The sequence below is a fragment of the Helicobacter pylori genome, from assembly GCF_011175115.1.
GTDB lineage: Bacteria > Campylobacterota > Campylobacteria > Campylobacterales > Helicobacteraceae > Helicobacter > Helicobacter pylori_DF.
Map to the genome: position 1 here is coordinate 90,116 of NZ_SHOW01000004.1, position 16,707 is coordinate 106,822.

At 39.6% G+C, this 16,707-nt stretch carries 14 protein-coding genes and 2 pseudogenes; 6 read left to right on the plus strand and 10 right to left on the minus strand.

The genetic code is table 11. The annotated features are described in order from the left end of the window. Window positions 1–46: 46 nt before the first annotated feature. The gene (locus EXS92_RS05465; protein WP_165515802.1) at window positions 47–1,360 is read left to right on the plus strand and encodes a Na+/H+ antiporter family protein; all 1,314 of its coding nucleotides are present in this window, start codon (window positions 47–49) and stop codon (window positions 1,358–1,360) included. Next, window positions 1,360–2,676: an MATE family efflux transporter gene (locus tag EXS92_RS05470; protein WP_341848053.1), complete on the plus strand. Its 1,317-nt coding sequence runs from the start codon at window positions 1,360–1,362 to the stop codon at window positions 2,674–2,676. The genes EXS92_RS05465 and EXS92_RS05470 overlap by 1 nt, the downstream gene beginning before the upstream one ends. Here the strand turns inward: EXS92_RS05470 and rny are convergent, their stop codons facing one another. Beyond that, complete coding sequence (gene rny / locus EXS92_RS05475) at window positions 2,677–4,188, minus strand: ribonuclease Y (RefSeq protein WP_242673988.1); 1,512 nt, start codon at window positions 4,186–4,188, stop codon at window positions 2,677–2,679. Next, on the minus strand, window positions 4,166–4,840 hold the full coding sequence (locus EXS92_RS05480; protein ID WP_341848054.1) for a 5-formyltetrahydrofolate cyclo-ligase: 675 nt from the start codon (window positions 4,838–4,840) through the stop codon (window positions 4,166–4,168). The genes rny and EXS92_RS05480 overlap by 23 nt, the downstream gene beginning before the upstream one ends. Window positions 4,841–4,937: 97 nt before the next feature. On the opposite strand from EXS92_RS05480, the gene EXS92_RS05485 reads away from it, so the two are divergent. Both EXS92_RS05485 and ftsY read left to right on the plus strand, forming a co-directional pair. Continuing rightward, window positions 4,938–5,495 carry a hypothetical protein gene (locus EXS92_RS05485; RefSeq protein ID WP_165511416.1) on the plus strand — a complete coding sequence of 186 codons (558 nt, stop codon included), beginning with the start codon at window positions 4,938–4,940 and terminating at the stop codon, window positions 5,493–5,495. A 6-nt stretch (window positions 5,496–5,501) separates the two neighbouring features. Then, window positions 5,502–6,395 carry a signal recognition particle-docking protein FtsY gene (gene ftsY / locus EXS92_RS05490; RefSeq protein ID WP_165515804.1) on the plus strand — a complete coding sequence of 298 codons (894 nt, stop codon included), beginning with the start codon at window positions 5,502–5,504 and terminating at the stop codon, window positions 6,393–6,395. Between the two features lie 254 nt (window positions 6,396–6,649). Here the strand turns inward: ftsY and EXS92_RS05495 are convergent. The 4 genes and pseudogenes from EXS92_RS05495 to moaA all read right to left on the minus strand — a co-directional run bounded on the left by EXS92_RS05495 (window position 6,650) and on the right by moaA (window position 10,457). Beyond that, a pseudogene (locus tag EXS92_RS05495) lies at window positions 6,650–6,971 on the minus strand (YkgJ family cysteine cluster protein). Window positions 6,972–7,038: 67 nt separating this feature from the next. Beyond that, on the minus strand, window positions 7,039–8,025 hold the full coding sequence (locus EXS92_RS05500; protein WP_165515805.1) for an interferon alpha-inducible IFI6/IFI27 family protein: 987 nt from the start codon (window positions 8,023–8,025) through the stop codon (window positions 7,039–7,041). A gap of 11 nt (window positions 8,026–8,036) precedes the next feature. Beyond that, window positions 8,037–9,467 (minus strand): annotated as a pseudogene (locus tag EXS92_RS05505) (hypothetical protein); the annotation flags it as partial. A 24-nt stretch (window positions 9,468–9,491) separates the two neighbouring features. Next, window positions 9,492–10,457 (minus strand): GTP 3',8-cyclase MoaA, encoded by a 966-nt coding sequence (moaA, locus tag EXS92_RS05510; protein ID WP_165515806.1) that lies wholly within the window; start codon window positions 10,455–10,457, stop codon window positions 9,492–9,494. An 87-nt stretch (window positions 10,458–10,544) separates the two neighbouring features. Here moaA and mobA point away from each other — a divergent pair, with 87 nt between their 5' ends. Further along, the gene (gene mobA, locus EXS92_RS05515) at window positions 10,545–11,150 is read left to right on the plus strand and encodes a molybdenum cofactor guanylyltransferase MobA (protein WP_165515807.1); all 606 of its coding nucleotides are present in this window, start codon (window positions 10,545–10,547) and stop codon (window positions 11,148–11,150) included. Then, window positions 11,143–12,219, plus strand: a complete 1,077-nt coding sequence (gene flhB / locus EXS92_RS05520; protein ID WP_165515808.1) for a flagellar biosynthesis protein FlhB — start codon at window positions 11,143–11,145, stop codon at window positions 12,217–12,219. The genes mobA and flhB overlap by 8 nt, the downstream gene beginning before the upstream one ends. A gap of 98 nt (window positions 12,220–12,317) precedes the next feature. Here flhB and EXS92_RS05525 read toward each other — a convergent pair whose 3' ends face one another. The 4 genes from EXS92_RS05525 to tyrS are packed head-to-tail and all read right to left on the minus strand — an operon-like array spanning window position 12,318 to window position 16,692. Then, on the minus strand, window positions 12,318–13,055 hold the full coding sequence (locus tag EXS92_RS05525) for a hypothetical protein (RefSeq protein WP_165515809.1): 738 nt from the start codon (window positions 13,053–13,055) through the stop codon (window positions 12,318–12,320). Between the two features lie 18 nt (window positions 13,056–13,073). Then, complete coding sequence (locus tag EXS92_RS05530) at window positions 13,074–14,369, minus strand: N-acetylmuramoyl-L-alanine amidase (protein WP_165515810.1); 1,296 nt, start codon at window positions 14,367–14,369, stop codon at window positions 13,074–13,076. A 6-nt stretch (window positions 14,370–14,375) separates the two neighbouring features. Next, complete coding sequence (fabX, locus tag EXS92_RS05535; RefSeq protein WP_000255243.1) at window positions 14,376–15,467, minus strand: decanoate oxidase/trans-2-decenoyl-[acyl-carrier protein] isomerase FabX; 1,092 nt, start codon at window positions 15,465–15,467, stop codon at window positions 14,376–14,378. A gap of 16 nt (window positions 15,468–15,483) precedes the next feature. Further along, window positions 15,484–16,692: a tyrosine--tRNA ligase gene (tyrS, locus tag EXS92_RS05540; protein ID WP_165515811.1), complete on the minus strand. Its 1,209-nt coding sequence runs from the start codon at window positions 16,690–16,692 to the stop codon at window positions 15,484–15,486. Window positions 16,693–16,707 lie beyond the last annotated feature (15 nt).

Sequence of the window (16,707 nt, forward strand, 5' to 3'; positions counted from 1 at the left end):
ATTCTATCATTTTTGCGCGGTATCTTTATTTTAACAAGGAGCAAAAATGCTAGAAAATAGCTCTGTATGGAGCAATCCTGCCTTTGTGGCCATCATTTGCATGTGCGTTCTTAGCCTTTTAAGGCTCAATGTCATGCTTTCTATGATTAGCGCGACTCTCATAGCAGGGCTTATGGGAGGGCTTGGGATCACAGAGAGTTTTAACGTGATGATAGACGGCATGAAAGGCAATTTAAACATCGCTTTAAGCTACATCCTTTTAGGGGCTTTAGCGGTAGCGATCGCTAAAAGCAACCTCATTAAAGTCGCTTTGAGCAAATTAATAGGCTTAATGGATTACAAGCGATCCACTTTTTGCTTTTTGATCGCTTTCATCGCATGTTTTTCGCAAAATTTAGTGCCGGTGCATATCGCTTTTATCCCTATTTTAATCCCCCCTCTTTTGCATTTGATGAACCGGCTAGAATTGGATAGAAGAGCGGTCGCTTGCGCTTTAACCTTTGGCTTGCAAGCCCCCTACTTGGTGCTTCCTGTAGGGTTTGGCTTGATTTTTCAAACCACCATTTTAGAGCAATTGAAAGCTAATGGCGTTAGCACCACCATAGCGCAAATCACAGGAGTGATGTGGATAGCGGGGTTAGCGATGGTTGCTGGGCTATTTTTAGCGGTATTAACGCTATACAAAAAACCCAGACACTACCAAGAAAAATCTTTTAATATAGAAGATTACGCCTCGCTTCAATTAAACTACCATGACTATTTGACTTTTATAGGGATTGTCGTGGCGTTTGTGATCCAATTAGCCACCGATTCGATGCCCTTAGCCGCCTTTTTAGCGTTAGCGATCATCTTATTAGGCCGTGGCATTAAGTTTAAAGAAACAGACTCTTTAATGGACGATAGCGTGAAGATGATGGCGTTTATCGCTTTTGTGATGTTAGTGGCTAGCGGGTTTGGGGAAGTGTTGCAAAAAGTGCATGCGATAGATGGCTTAGTGAATGCGATCACAAGCGTGATCCAAGGGAAGTTTTTAGGGGCTTTTTTAATGCTTGTTGCAGGGCTTTTTATCACTATGGGGATAGGGACTTCTTTTGGCACTATTCCTATCATCGCTGTGTTTTATGTTCCTTTATGCGCGAAATTAGGTTTTAGCACGGAATCTATGATTTTACTCATTGGCATAGCCGCAGCTTTAGGCGATGCAGGCTCACCGGCTAGCGATAGCACCATGGGGCCTACTTGCGGGCTTAACGCAGACAACCAACACAATCATATCTATGACACATGCGTGCCGACTTTTTTAGTCTATAACCTCCCTTTGATTGTTTTTGGGGTGGTTGGAGCGTTACTATTAGGCTAATCTATCAAGTTAAGAAAATCTTTTCTTTAGCCTTACCCTCTGGGGTCAATGCCTTTTTAGATGTGCTGGTGGTCGCGCTCTCGGTTTTTTTTGTGGGTAAGATTTCGCACCATCACATTGTGGCTTTAGGGGTGGGCTTGCAATTTTTGATGCTTTTTTATGGCATCAATACGATTTTATACACCGGCACTAACGCCATTCTTTCAAGGCTTGTGGGAGCTAGGGATTTTGCTCAAATCAATCACGCCTTTTCTAGTATTTTTATAGGGGCGTTTGTGATCTGTTTGGGCGTGCTGATTGTTTCTTATTTTTTGATTGAGCCTTTTTTGAATTGGATGCAATTACAAGATCCTTCACGCCAATTGACGCAAGATTATTTAGAAGTCTTAGTTATCGCGCTACCGAGTATTTTTTTAAAAAATGTTTTAGTTTCAGCGCTCGCTAGTTTTTCAGACACCCTAACCCCCTTTATTGTCAAAATCATCATGGTCATCGCATGCATTTTCTTGAATCAAGCCTTGATTTTTGGGGATTTTGGTTTTAAAGAAATGGGGATTGAAGGCTCTGCTTTAGCGAATGTGGTTGTCTCTTATTGGGAATTACTCGCGCTTAGTCTTTGGATACAAATCAAAAAAATCCCTTTAAAATTCAAAATAACCTTTCATTTTTCTTTTTTAAAAACCATGTTTAGAGTGGGTTGGCCGGCCGGGTTTGAGCGTTTATTGAGCTTGTTTTCTTTAATCCTCTTATCCAAATTTGTAGCGAGCTATGGGGATAAGGTGTTAGCGGGCATGCAAATAGGCATCAGGGTGGAAACCTTTTCGTTCATGCCCGGATTTGGGTTTATGATCGCAGCGATGGTTTTAACAGGGCAAAATTTAGGGGCGAACAAGCCAAAGATCGCCACAGAATACGCGCATTTGATTTTAAAAATCTCTATGGGTTTAATGGGGGTTTTAGGGGTTATTTTAGTCTTATTCGCCAAAGAATTTGCGAGCCTTTTTTCTCAAGATGGAGAAGTTTTGGAAGTGGCGCGCTCTTATTTGATCGCTGTGGGTCTCTCTCAAGCCCCCTTAATTGGGTATTTTGTGTTAGATGGAGTTTTTAGGGGGGCTGGCATTTCTAAAGTCTCACTATACATTAACACCCTAAGCTTATGGGGGTTAAGGATCATGCCTATTTACTTGCTTTTAATCTATCATTTTAAGGTGGAATTTATTTTTGTAGTGATCGCATCAGAAACTTTTTTGCGCTCATTCATCTACTATAAGGTTTTTTCTAAAGGCATATGGAAAAGGTGCGGGAAAAAGGCTTAATCATTGCTTGAGCGTAGCGGTCGTTTTGAAACGATTTTCTCGCACCACTTGCACGCCCACTTCGCCCACATACTGAGCGCTCTCTTCTATCCTCTTAGCGATCTTTCTGGCAATAATAGGCACTTGATTGTCCCTGACTTGGTTGGATTTGACAATCACTCTCAGTTCTCGCCCGCTCTCCATCGCATACGCCTTTTCCACCCCATCAAATTCTAACGCGATCTCTTCTAAAGCTTGCATGCGTTTAGCGTATTCTTCATCGCTCTTTCTCCTAGCACCCGGACGCCCTGCAGAAAGCGCATCAGCCGCACACACGCTCGCACACTCCACGCTCATGATCTCTTCATGCCCATGGTGGGCATAAATCGCATTGATCACGACCGGATCTTCTTTATGGCGCTTGCACACCTCAACCCCTAAATTCACATGGTCCCTCCCAAGCTCTTGGGTGAGCGCTTTACCAATATCATGCAAAATACCCGCTCTTCTAGCGAGTTTTTTATCCCCTCCAAGCTGCTCTGCAATCAAGCCGGCTAAAAAAGCGACTTCTTTAGAATGCTGTAAAGCGTTTTGCCCAAAACTAGAGCGGTAACGCATTTTGCCTATTAAAATTTTAAGCTCATCTTCCATAGCCCCAAGCTCTAATTCTAGCACCACGCTCTCTCCTTCAAAAAGCAGTTCTTTTTCCATGTTGCGCGCGACTCTGTGATAAACCTCTTCAATCCTGTTAGGCTGGATACGGCCGTCTTCTATTAAAATTTTAAGCGTCTCACTCGCCACTTCACGCCGATAAAGATTGAAACTGGACAAACACAATTCGCTGCTGTCTTCGCTAAATTCTATATCCACCCCGCTGACCTTTTTAAACGCTTCAATATTTTTCCCGTCTTTGCCTATCACACGACCCACATAATCTGAGCAAGGCAAAGCGATACGGCTTGTTAAATTCTCTGTCGCATAATCGCCCGCAAAACGGGCTGTCGCTTCCGCTAAAATGGCATACGATTTTTTCTTACCCCCTTCTTTGGCTTCTTTTTCATAGCGCCTAATTAAGGCGCTTTTTTGCGCTTCTAGTTCCTCTTCTAATTGCTCTAAGATCATGTTTTTAATTTCATCTTTGGTGTAAGCCATGTAATTGAGCATCGCGTCTAGCGCTTTGGCTTGAGCTTCTTTACAAATAGCACGCTGTTTTTTAAAATTTTCTTTTTCTTGTTCTAAAATTTGGCGTTCTTTTTCAAGCTCTTGTTTTTCTTTTTCCAAATAGCGTTTTTCATCTCTTACAAATTCTTTGTGCTGCGCTTCTAAATGCTTCAAATGCGCTTCTTTTTTTTCAAAATGGGTTTGAAGTTGCAAATTTTTGTTTTCGTATTGTTTCTGCAATTTGCATTCTCGGCTTTTCATGCGTATCTCTTCAGCTTCCACAAAAGATTTCGCTTGAAACTCCATTAATTTGGCTTTAGCTGAAGCGCCTTTTAAAATGGTTTGCCCTCTAGCATAATAAATCTTTTTCATCACATAATACATGATTAGAGCGGTAATCAAACACGCTACTAAGACTTCTAATGAAATATAAATTAACCCGCTGCTCATAATGTTTCCTTTTATTATTCTTCATAACGATACGAGCATTCATATAAAGATCCGCTTCAATGTCATAAGCGTTTGTAAGAACACCATTAGCTAGAGCTAATTCCCTACTCACAAACACGATTAAGGGGCGTTTTAGCCGCCTTTTGAATAATTGGGGCAAACTCCTATCATACATGCCTAGCCCAAAACCCACGCGCCTAAAGCTTGTATCCATCCCTAAAATCGGCACGACAATACAATCTAATTCCCGCTTATAATAGTGCGACAAGCTCGGCTCATCAAACCACCCCAAACGCCTTAAGGGCAACCTAAAGGGCGCGATAGTGAAACCCTCTTTAGAAAAATTAGCACCTTTTTTGATGCTTTTAGGCAACCACACGCGCTTATTTTTTTGTCTTAACTTCAAAATCAAAGACCTAATGTCAAGCTCATGCCCTAATGGGCTATACAATAAAATATTTTGATAATCTTTGAGTTTCAAAAATAAAAGCTTGCAAGCCAGTTTATCCCTGACTGCTTTATTTTTGGTTGGTTTAGCCCTTTTCAAGCGTTCTTTACAAAAATCTCTAAAAATCGTTTTAATGGTTATAATCCTTAAATTTTAGACTTACATTATAGTATAATTTTAGGTTATTAGTTACCATTTTATTATTCTTAAGGATGTGTTTATAATGAGAATTAAGGCTTATTTTTTGCGTTTTATCGCGCTGGTTTTGATCGTTTTGTTGGGTTTTAGCGCTTGTAAAAATTCTCAAAAATCTCAAGATTCTCAAAACAATACCACCCAACAAGATAGCCCTAAAACCTACACCGCTATGGATTTGAATAACCAAGAATACACCATCACAGGCGATTTAGATTCTCTAAATATCAGCCCGGATTCTAACACCCCTACCCTATTAGTTTTAAGCGCTTTAGATAATTTTTTAAAAGATTACACCCCCAGCTTTAACATCTTAAAAAAAACTTTTAAAGATCGTTTGAGGGTGCTTATTTTACTCAATAAACCCTATTCAAGCGATGAAATCAAAGACTTTAATACGCATTCTCAAGCTGATTTTATGATTTTAAACCCTAAAGATACCGCTCTTTTTGATCATTTAAAGCTTGACTCTTTAAACCATTCTTTTAACATGCTCTTATATTACAAACACCAATTGATTAAAATGTATCAGGGGATCGTGCCAATAGAAATGCTCCAATTTGATATTTCCAATTTAAAGGATTAAAAAACCATGTTTAATTTTTTCAAAAAAATTGTCAATAAAATTAAGGGTGAAGAGGTTAAAGAAGAGGCTAAAGAAAAAAAACGCCAAAGCGTTCCTAAAGAGGAGTTAGAAGAAATTTTGATTGGCTTTGACATCCAATACGATTTGATAGAGAGCTTGTTAAATCATTTAGGCGATTTAGTTACGCCCAAGCAATTAGAAGTCGCTTTGTTGCGTTTCGTGCGTGGGGAAAGCTATTATGATAAAACACGCTTAAAAACCATCACCACAAAACCCTTAGTGCACTTGATCGTGGGGGTTAATGGGGCGGGTAAAACCACAACGATCGCTAAATTAGCCAAGCTCTCTTTAAAACAGCATAAAAAAACGCTTCTTGGGGCAGGCGATACCTTTAGAGCGGCCGCAGTCAAACAGCTCCAACTATGGGGCGAAAAGCTTAACATTCAAGTCATTAGTGCTAAAGAAGGGAGCGATCCAAGCTCTTTAGCTTATAACACCATAGAAAGCGCGATCGCTAAAAATATAGATGAAGTTTTTATAGACACCGCTGGGAGGTTACACAACCAGACCAACCTTAAAAACGAGCTTTCTAAAATCGCACGCACTTGCTCTAAAGTTTTAAAAGACGCCCCCTTTTATAAATTCCTTATTTTAGACGGCACGCAAGGGAGTTCTGGGCTCACGCAAGCGAAAATTTTCCATGAGACTTTGGTGCTAGATGGCGTGATTATGACTAAGCTTGATGGCACTTCTAAAGGCGGAGCGATTTTAAGCGTGCTGTATGAGTTGAAATTACCCATTCTTTATTTAGGAATGGGCGAAAAAGAAGACGATTTGATCGCTTTTGATGAAGAACGCTTTATAGAAGATTTGGTTGATGCGGTGTTTGTGGAACAATAAATTAAAAACCCCTAACCCCACTAACTCCAAAAGACCGCTTTTTTAAAAGCTACCGCTTGTTTTTTCAAGCTTTTTTATTATTGATTATAAAAAACGGCTTTTTAGTATTTTTATAAGGGGTAATTCGCTTAATTTTTGGCTCAAAATTGAGGGGCAAAATGGTTAATTTAGCTTTATTTTCTCATTTTTAACTGATTTTAATCAGATATTTTTGCAAGCCATAGCGATCGTTAGCTAAATTTCTAAAAACTATGTTATTTTGCAATAATAACCCTAAAGCTCTTATCCATATGATTCGCTTCTTGCAAAGCGTTACAAACCTCTGCGTTTTTGGCATAAAATTCCTTCAGCGGAATATGGGAATAAAGCTTAAAGCTTTTTGTGCGCTTCATCAATCCTGCAAATTAACGGGCGCGATTCATAAATCTTGCACAGATTCGTTTCTAAATCCAAAAACTTGCACACCCCATTGCCAGCATCAAACTCAATAAGCTCAATAATCCCAGCGATATTTTTACAGCAAAGCCCACAAGAGGTGCAAGGGAAACGATCAGGATTTTCTTGTGATCCTTTCATCTTTTTATATTCTCACCTTTAAGCCCTTCATCTTTCAAGCCCCCAAGCGATCCCTTTTCACAGGTTTTCAAGACCTTTTTGATTGGAGGGCATTTATCTGATTTTGCATGAGATTGAGGGCGTTTTGTGCTTTTTTATTAAGTTTTTGGTGTTTGTCCATGATAGGCGCTTTCAAAAAAGTGCTCAAACTAAAGAGCGTTGAAACGGTAACGCAGAGTTGATCTTTTTCTTTTTGATTGTAACGAGAAATATCGTAGTTATGTTTTTTCATCGTGGCGATGGCCTCTTGAGAAAGCGAGAAAAACAGCGCATCAAATTTTGTGATTTGCCTGGTGAAAAGATCTGCCATTTTCCTAACGGCTTGGAGATTATCAATCACCACATCCGCTTTTTTGGCGGCTTTTTCAACTTGAGAGCAATAAGCCTTGGCGTTTTCTAGCTTTTTTTCCATTTTAGAAGCGCTAAAAGCCCCCAAGATAGCGATCACGGGTGCAGCACCAACCCCTCCAATCAACGCCATACTCCCAGCAGCCAACCCACCTCCCAAAGAAATCGCCCCACCACTCATCCAAGCAAGAGCGCCACCAATATGAGACAGCACCGTGCTACCAACCGCCGCATTTATACTAGTGTATGCACCATAAGTGGCAAGAACTCCAACTGCACCCACGCCACCCAAACTAGAAAGATCCAACAAGCCCATCTCTTTATACTTATTGACAATATTTAGCGCTTCTAAGACTTGCTCTTGAATATTTTGCATATCAATATTACTGATGACAAACTCATGACCCTTCAATTGGTGGAAGTGATCCAAAAAGTTTGAAACCGTATGGCTTAAAACATGGAGTTTTTTCTCGCCAAATCTCATAAAAGCATTTTTACAATCAGACTCCGCAAGCTCAACCCTCTTTTTTGCCTCTTCTAACAGTTCCTCTGCTTTTTTGAGTAGGTCTTTGGCTTTGTCGTTAGTATCCTTTGCATCAATCCCTTTTTTGACTCCGTATCCTGCTGCCGCTAGGGCTAGCCCTCCTAAAATGAATGGTAATGGCATGTTTTTCTCCTTTACATTCTTATGTCTTTATTACTGGTAATCAATTCCCAAAATTCTTGGGTATTATTAAACAACGGCTTTTGGCCTAGTCTTTCTTGGATCTTATTATTGACTCCTATGGCCAAATCCGCATCGCCTGCATAAAGCGCCCGCTCAAGCTCATCAAAATTCTGATTGAAAAACTTGGTGGTTTCATGAAAATACCGCTCAAACACCTCCTTAAATTGATTTTGATACGCCTCTAACAGCTTGATGATTTCACGGCATTCTCTTTCAATCTCAATACGCCTTTGGCGCGCCAATTTAACCTCTTCTCGAGCCTTTAGAAAAGCGTTAAAAAAAGTTTCACTCAACGCTGCACCCACAAAACCCCCAATCAACGCTCCAACCACAGGAATGGGGATGAGCGCTTGCCCAGCAACTGCCATAGCCCCACTACTTATAAGAGTGGTGTTGGCTTTCCCAAGCTGTTTAAGAAGCTCTGTTTTATCAATCTTTCCAGAAAAATAGCGAGTTAAAACCGTAGCATTTGCCACACAAGCACCCACAATCATCGCAGGTGCTGAGCCTTTGCCAAGGCTTTGGATGATTCTATTAGTGCTGCTTTGCATCCAACCTCCCAAAGAGGAGCTTGCAAACGCGCTACCATAACTAAGCGCTCCACCCTTTAGGGTTGCAATGGCAGTGTGCTTGAGCGCTTTTATAGGATCCTTTCCATTTGCGACACATTCATAAACATTCGTTACGAGTGAGACCCCACCACCTATCCACGCACCGGTTTGTGCGGCGTTCATTCCTGCTTGATGCGAAACGCTGGCAACATCTTTGGCAGTGGAGAGTTTTGGGTTCAATCTGGCTTCAATCGCCTCTCCTTTAGTGGCGCTCGCAGGCCTTGTATGGGCTTTGATTGTTTTGCATTTTTGGAGTTTTTCCTCTAAATGAGCGGCTTTTTGAAAATCACCAAGCCCCTTTTGTTTAGCGATTTGAGATTCTAGGCTCTTGATCCTAGTATTGACCGCTCTTTGAAAATCCCCATAATGATTCCTAGCGATTTTCATCTTCGCACCGTTTTCAAAGTATTTTTCATAGTCTTTAGATAAGAGTTTTTTAAAACACTCCTCACCATTTCTGCCCACAAATTTACTCTGCACAGCCGTGCCAGGAATGACATTCCCCTTTTCATCCACACTGATATAATCCACGATTTCGTGGTTCTTACTGGGCGTGGCATAGTTTGGGAAAAGCTTTTTAACCTGAGCCTTTTTCTCGCTAAAAAGATCATCATACTGCACTATCCTTTCCCCTTTTTTTGCAAGGATATTATGCGCATTAACACGGGCTTGCTCTTTGATTTCAGCAGAATACCCCGCCTGTTGGTTGATATTTTGTTTAATATAGTTAGGGTTTATCTTCCTTTTTGAGATCTCTTCTAATCTATCAAAGGTTTAAAATAATAAATATTTTCCCTACCCCCCTGTGTAGTAAAACGCCCTTGTGGGAGTTTCGCTGTTTTTATCATTCCACATGTTTTTTTCTGGTTTATTGATGACAGATTGTTTTAAAAGCCTTTTCATCATTTTTGTATCTTTATTTATAATCGCCTCTTTAGCGTCTATGGCGTCTTGATAGTATAAACATGGGCAGATCTTGCCATCAGAAGCCAAACGGATACGATTGCAAGATTGGCAAAAATCATCACTATGCGGAGCGATAATGCCAAATTGATAGCCATTTTCTAGCGTGTAGATTTTAGAAGACCCTTGTTTAGGTTTTTCTGTCGCAATGATTTGATATTTTTGAGCGATCAAATCTAAAATTTCTCGCTCTTTCAGGCCTTTAACCAAACTTTTAGCATGCGTGTTTTCCATAAATTCAATGTAGCGGATTTGGATATGCCTATTTTTTGCGTATTCTAAAAGCTCTAAGATTTCATCATCATTAACGCTTTTTATCACAACCATGTTTAATTTGAGTTTTAAACCCACTTTCAAGGACTCTTCAATCCCTTCTAGCGTATTTTTAAGAGCGTCTTTTTGAGAGATTTTTAAAACCCTATCGCTTTTTAAAGAATCCAATGAAACATTCACTCGGGATAACCCGGCATTTTTTAAATCCTTAGCCATTTTTTTGAGTAAAAAACCATTAGTGCTTAAAACTAACGCCACTTCTTTATTGTAAGCGTGCAGTTTGGCGATAAATTCATCTAATCCTTTGCGTAATAGTGGCTCCCCACCGGTGATTCTAATTTTTTTAACGCCTTCATCAATGGCGATTTTAAGAAATTCTAAAACATTATCCAAAGGCAATAATTCTTCATCATCAAAAAAATCTAATGGCGTGGTAGGCATGCAATACTGACACCTGAAATTACATTGTTTGGTTACAGAAACCCTAATATAGTCAATAACCCTATTAAAACTATCTACTAACACTCCCTTTATCCCTTATGCCCTTTATTTAAGCTTTTAGTGTAACATAATAAAACAATGACTTAACAACATTAAACAAGGATAGATCTTTTGAAAAACCCTATCATTGATAACATTCCTTGCGTTTTACTGGCTGGGGGCAAAAGCTCTCGTTTCATCATCAGTAATATTCAAATCAATAAGGCTCTCATGCCTTTAAAATCGTATCCTAGCCTTTTAGAATACCAATACTCGCGCCTTTTAAAACTTTTCAAACAAGTCATTATCAGCGCGAAAAAATCTTACGCATTAAACGCTCCCTATCTTTTAGAAAAAGAGAGCGGCCTTTTTTCACCCCTTTTTGGCATTCATAACGCTTTTTTAACGCTGCAAACCCCTTATATTTTTTTTATCGCCATAGATACGCCTTTAGTGTCCTTTGAAAGCATTAAGGCTCTTTGTGGGATTCAAAACTTTAGCGTAGTCTATGCTAAAAGCCCCACAAAAGAACATTATTTGATTTCTTTGTGGCATCAAAGTATCCTTAACGCCCTTAATTACGCTCTTAAAACGCAAAATTATCGCTTGAGCGATCTTATCAAAAACGCCTCTTCAACCGCTATCCATTTTGATAAAGAAGAAGAGTTTTTAAACCTCAACACCCTAAAAGACTATGAATTAGCCGTTCAAATTTTAAAAGAGGGATCAAATGGCTGAAGAAGAAAAGACCGAACTCCCTAGCGCGAAAAAAATCCAAAAAGCCAGAGAAGAAGGCAATGTGCCTAAAAGCATGGAAGTGGTGGGGTTTTTAGGGTTATTAGCTGGATTACTCAGTATTTTTGTTTTTTTTATATGGTGGGTGGATGGCTTTAGCGAGATGTATCGCCATGTAGTGAAAGATTTTTCCCTAGATTTTAATAAAGAAAGCGTTCAAAAGCTGTTTAACCAACTGGCTAAAGACACTTTTTTATTGCTTTTACCTGTTTTAATCATTTTAGTGGTGGTGGCGTTTTTATCTAATGTCTTGCAATTTGGCTGGCTCTTTGCCCCTAAAGTCATTGAGCCTAAATTTTCTAAAATCAACCCTATCAATGGCGTCAAAAACCTTTTTTCTTTAAAAAAGCTCCTTGATGGGAGTTTGATCACTTTAAAAGTTTTTTTAGCTTTTTTCCTGGGGTTTTTTATCTTTTCCTTGTTTTTAGGGGAATTAAACCATGCGGCTCTTTTGAATTTGCAAGGCCAGTTATTGTGGTTTAAAAGCAAGGCGTTATGGCTCATTTCTTCGCTTTTATTTTTATTTTTTGTCTTGGCTTTTATAGATTTAGTGATCAAGCGCCGCCAATACACTAACTCTTTAAAAATGACTAAACAAGAAGTTAAAGACGAATACAAACAGCAAGAAGGAAACCCAGAGATCAAAGCCAAAATCCGCCAAATGATGGTAAAAAACGCCACGAATAAAATGATGCAAGAAATCCCTAAAGCTAATGTTGTGGTTACTAACCCCACCCATTACGCCGTCGCTCTCAAATTTGATGAAGAACACCCTGTGCCTGTGGTGGTGGCTAAAGGCACGGATTATTTAGCCATTAGGATTAAGGGTATCGCTAGAGAGCATGATATAGAAATTATAGAAAATAAAACGCTCGCCAGAGAGCTTTATAGAGACGTGAAATTAAACGCCACCATACCAGAAGAATTGTTTGAAGCGGTGGCGATTGTCTTCGCTCAAGTGGCTAAACTAGAGCAAGAACGCCAAAAACAAAAGATCATCAAACCTCTTTAAGATTTTTGTAAAACCGCTTTTAAGCCCCAAAAAGACACTCAATCAAGGATACTCAACCAAAAAACTTTAACAATCCCTATTGAATGAGAGCCAAGCCTTTAAATCTTATGCTCCAAACGCCTTAAAGTGTTATGCACATATTCTAAAAGCCACCCTAACAAGCCTAAAAAATAAAAACCCAACCGCATGCCATAATATTCTTTAGTTTGAATGAACATGCTAGAACACAGCACCACCACGCTAAGCCCCACGATCAAAATAAGCGTGTTAGCGTATTCATACAGCCCAAAAAGGCGTTTGTGATAGATTAAAACCAGTATCAATAAAAAAAGAGCGAGTATAAAAAGCGAAAAATCCACGCAATCAGACACGCTTAAAAATCTAAAGCTCTGTAAAGAAGAAGCAAAAACCCACACGATGCAAATATTCATAGAGGGCAAGAAAGATTGCTTCATGCTAGCCCCTAAAAAACGCCACAATAAAGTCCCTAACAGTGCAAAATAGAAAAGATAAAGCACGATTAGAGAATGTTTAACAGGAAAATTCCAAGCGTAAAAAGAAAGGCATAATATCCCTATACAAGCGCATTTTTGGCGCGTGAGGGTGAAAGGCTTTAGAATAAGCGCAAGCAAATAAATTGAAGAAACGCCTATTAGCCCCAAGTAATCTAATTTGATAATGAAATCATAAACATGGTTTTCAAACAAAAAAAACAATTGGGAAAAATCATCGCTAAAATGCGAAAACAACAAAGTTTCCACATTGAACAAAAACAACAAAAAAAACAATGAAGAAAAAACGACTTTATGCGTGTGTATTTTTTGATAAAAATTCATCTACAACCTAATCATTGCCTAATCATTCTTGCTGAAGAAACTATCAATGCCATCAGCAATGCCCTTAGCCAAGATTTTTTGATACGGTTTGCTTTGGATGCGTTTAGATTCTATCGCATGGGAATTATAACCAATTTCTATTAAAATTGAAGGCATTAAAGCCCCGGCCAACACCCAAAAAGGCCCCTCTCTCACGCCCCCATCCACCACATCAGGGTAATTTTTGCGGACACTTTGGAGCATGCCGTATTGCACATCAATCGCCAGTTTGTTAGAAACAATCAATCGCTGCGTGTTTAATGAATTTAAAAGCAAGCTTTTAGAAAAATAATCCATCAAATTCACATCGTCTTTATTTTCTTGCTCAGCCACTTTCCTAGCCCTTTCGCTCCTTGCGGTGGATAAAAAATAAGTTTCTATGCCATGAGCGTTAGAGGTGGAGCGTTTGGGGATGGAATTGGCATGCACTGAGATGAATAAATCCGCGCTTTTTTTGTTGGCTAATTCCGTGCGCCCCACTAAATCAATATAAATGTCCTTATCCCTTGTCAATAAAACGCTATAACCTCTTTTTTTAAGCTCTTTATGCAAAAACTTCACCACTTCTAAAACAATGTCTTTTTCACACACTAAATTCGCGCTCATCGCCCCGCAATCTTTCCCCCCATGCCCGGCGTCTAAAACGATCTTTTTGTGTTTTTTGCGTTTGGTTTTGATGAAAGTATCATTTTTTTCTATTATAAAAATTGGGTTCTTATTATCATTTTCTGCTTCTTTTTTAGGAATTTCTTTTTTAGCGCTCCTTTCGTTCAATGGAGAGTGCGCATGCTTTGAATGTGCATGCTTAGTTGTTTTCTCTTTAGTCTCTTTTTTAATGGGTTTAGGGGCTGGTTTTAGCGTCTGGTGTTTGGGTGCATGGTGTTTGGGTGGTTTTGGCGCCATTTGATGCCTAATTAAGGGCTTTTTCTCCACGATAGAAACATAGAGCTTGTCTTTAAGGATTTTAATCTCATAAGTCATCTTAGGAGCGTAGCCGATAACCACTCGCGCTAATTTAGGGCTAAATTGCGCGATCGTAATGAAAGATTGCTTGGAAAATTGGTAATGCTTTTTAGGAATGGTTAAAACGGCTTCTAATTCCAAATAGCTCTTGAAATTTTTGAGCGGAACTTCTTTGAATTTTTTAATTTCTTGATTGAACGAGATTTTGACACTGCTAGAGCCAAAAGGCACAATATTGATAATTTTAAGGGTTGTCGCATAAGCAAAATGCAACCAAAAAAGACATGCAACAACCCCTAACCTCACAAGCACTACAAATTAACCCTCTGTAAGCTCTTTAATCAATTCATGCACGCTGATAATCTTATCCACTCTATAGCCATTAGCCCCAGTAAAATAAAGCCCCTCTTCTCTGTTCCCTAAATAACTGCGCCCCAAACCATCAGCGATACAATAGCCCACCTTTTTAGCCTCTTCACCCCTGTTACAAGGCGCTACACAATTGCTCACGCATGCGATTTTGGGCGCATTACCCTCTTCAATGCGCTTGATCACCCCCGTATTAATAGCCCTAGCCGGATAGCCTACAGGCGATTTAATGAGTAAAATATCTTCTTTTTTGAGCGTGGGCAAAAGATCGGCATACGCTTTAGCGTCGCATTCTTTCGTGCCTAAAAAACGAGTCGCCATCTGCACCCCACTCGCTCCAAGGCTTAACATGGTGTCTATATCCTTCCTATCCCAAATCCCCCCAGCGGCGATGATAGGGATATTCCCCCATTCTTTAGAAGCTTCCACGACTTTAGGCACTAAGTTTTCTAATCGGAATTCTTCTTTGAAACAATCTTCGTATTTAAAGCCCTGATGCCCCCCGCTCAAAGGCCCTTCCACAATGAATGCGTCCGGGATCCTTTTATAGCGATCGCTCCATCTTTTACAAAGGATTTTTAAAGCCTTCGCTGAAGAAATGATAGGGATGAGCGCCACATCGCTAAAATCCTTAGCGAATTCAGGCATGTTAGTGGGCAAACCAGCCCCTGTAATGATAATATTCGCCCCCGCCTCACAAGAGTCCCTTAAAACACGGCCATAGTCATTGATAGCGTATAAAATATTCGCTCCTAAAGGGTTGTTCCCGCAAATCTTCCTAGCGTTTGCAAAAATCTCATTCAACGCTTTTTTGGAGTAAAAATTCAAGGCTTCAAAGGGTTTTTTAGCCACAATCCTTTCTACAAAACGCATGTTTTTATAATAACCAGTCCCTACGGCTGAAATCACTCCTAAAGCCCCTTCTTTGGCAACATTTCCAGCTAGTTCATCCCAGCTAATCCCCACACCCATGCCCCCTTGAAAAATGGGGAATTTTATGGTGTGCTTACCGATTTTTAGCGGTTTGAGTGTTGATACCATAGCTCTTTCCTTAATATTAGTTAATATTTAATTTCATAAATCTTTTCTTACCAAGCTGTATAACATAATTTCCTTTAACAAAACGATAACTCTCATCTTTTATCACTTCTTGATTAATCTTTACCCCTCCTCCTTGAATATCGCGCCTGGCTTGTGAAGTGGATGGGCAAAAGCCAATCTGTTTTAAAACGTCTAAAATCCCAACCCCCTCATCAAAATCGCTCTCTGATAAAATTTCAGGCAAAAGGTTTGCGCTAAACACTTTAGAAAATTGCTCTTTAGCCTTGAATGCTTGATCATTGTTATAATAACGAGCCACGATTTCACTAGCGAGATCTTCTTTAACGGCTTTAGGGTGTAAGGTTTGGTTTAAAATACCATGTTTTAAGTCTTCAATTTCTTCTAAAGTCTTAGCGCTCAAAAGGGTGTAGTAACGCCACATGAGATCATCGCTCACGCTCATGATCTTCCCAAACATCGCATTAGGCTCTTCAGTGATCCCCACATAATTCCCCAAGCTTTTACTCATTTTTTGCACCCCATCAAGCCCCTCTAATAAAGGCATGGTGATGATAGCCTGCTCTTTATTCAAGCCGTAAGCCCGTTGCAAAAAGCGCCCCACCAGCAAATTAAACTTTTGATCATTGCCCCCAAGCTCAATATCCGCACCCATCGCCACTGAATCATAGCCTTGCAACAAAGGGTATAAAAATTCCACGATGCTAATGGGGCGGTTTTCTTTATAGCGTTTAGCAAAATCGTCCCTTTCTAGCATTCTAGCGACTGAAAACTTCGCACACAATTCTATCATGCCCTTTGCGCCTAAAACATCCAACCAAGTGGAATTAAAGCACACTTCGGTGTGTTTTTGATCTAAAATTTTATAGATTTGCTCTTCATAAGTTTTAGCGTTTTCTAAGACTTGCTCCCGGTTTAAGGGCTTTCTGGTTTCATTTTTCCCTGTAGGATCGCCTATCATAGCGGTAAAATCCCCAATCAAAAACTTAACCCTAGCCCCATATCGCTGCAATAAAGCTAATTTTTGGATCAATACCGTATGCCCTAAATGCAAATCTGGAGCGGTAGGATCAAACCCGGCCTTAACGATAAAGCGTTCATTGGTTTCGTAATATTTTCTCACCAATTTTTCAATATATTCTAATCCAATGATTTCATTAGCGCCTCTAGCGATCTCTTTTAAGGCGATAGCGATTTTTTGTTCCATATTCATTCCTTAATT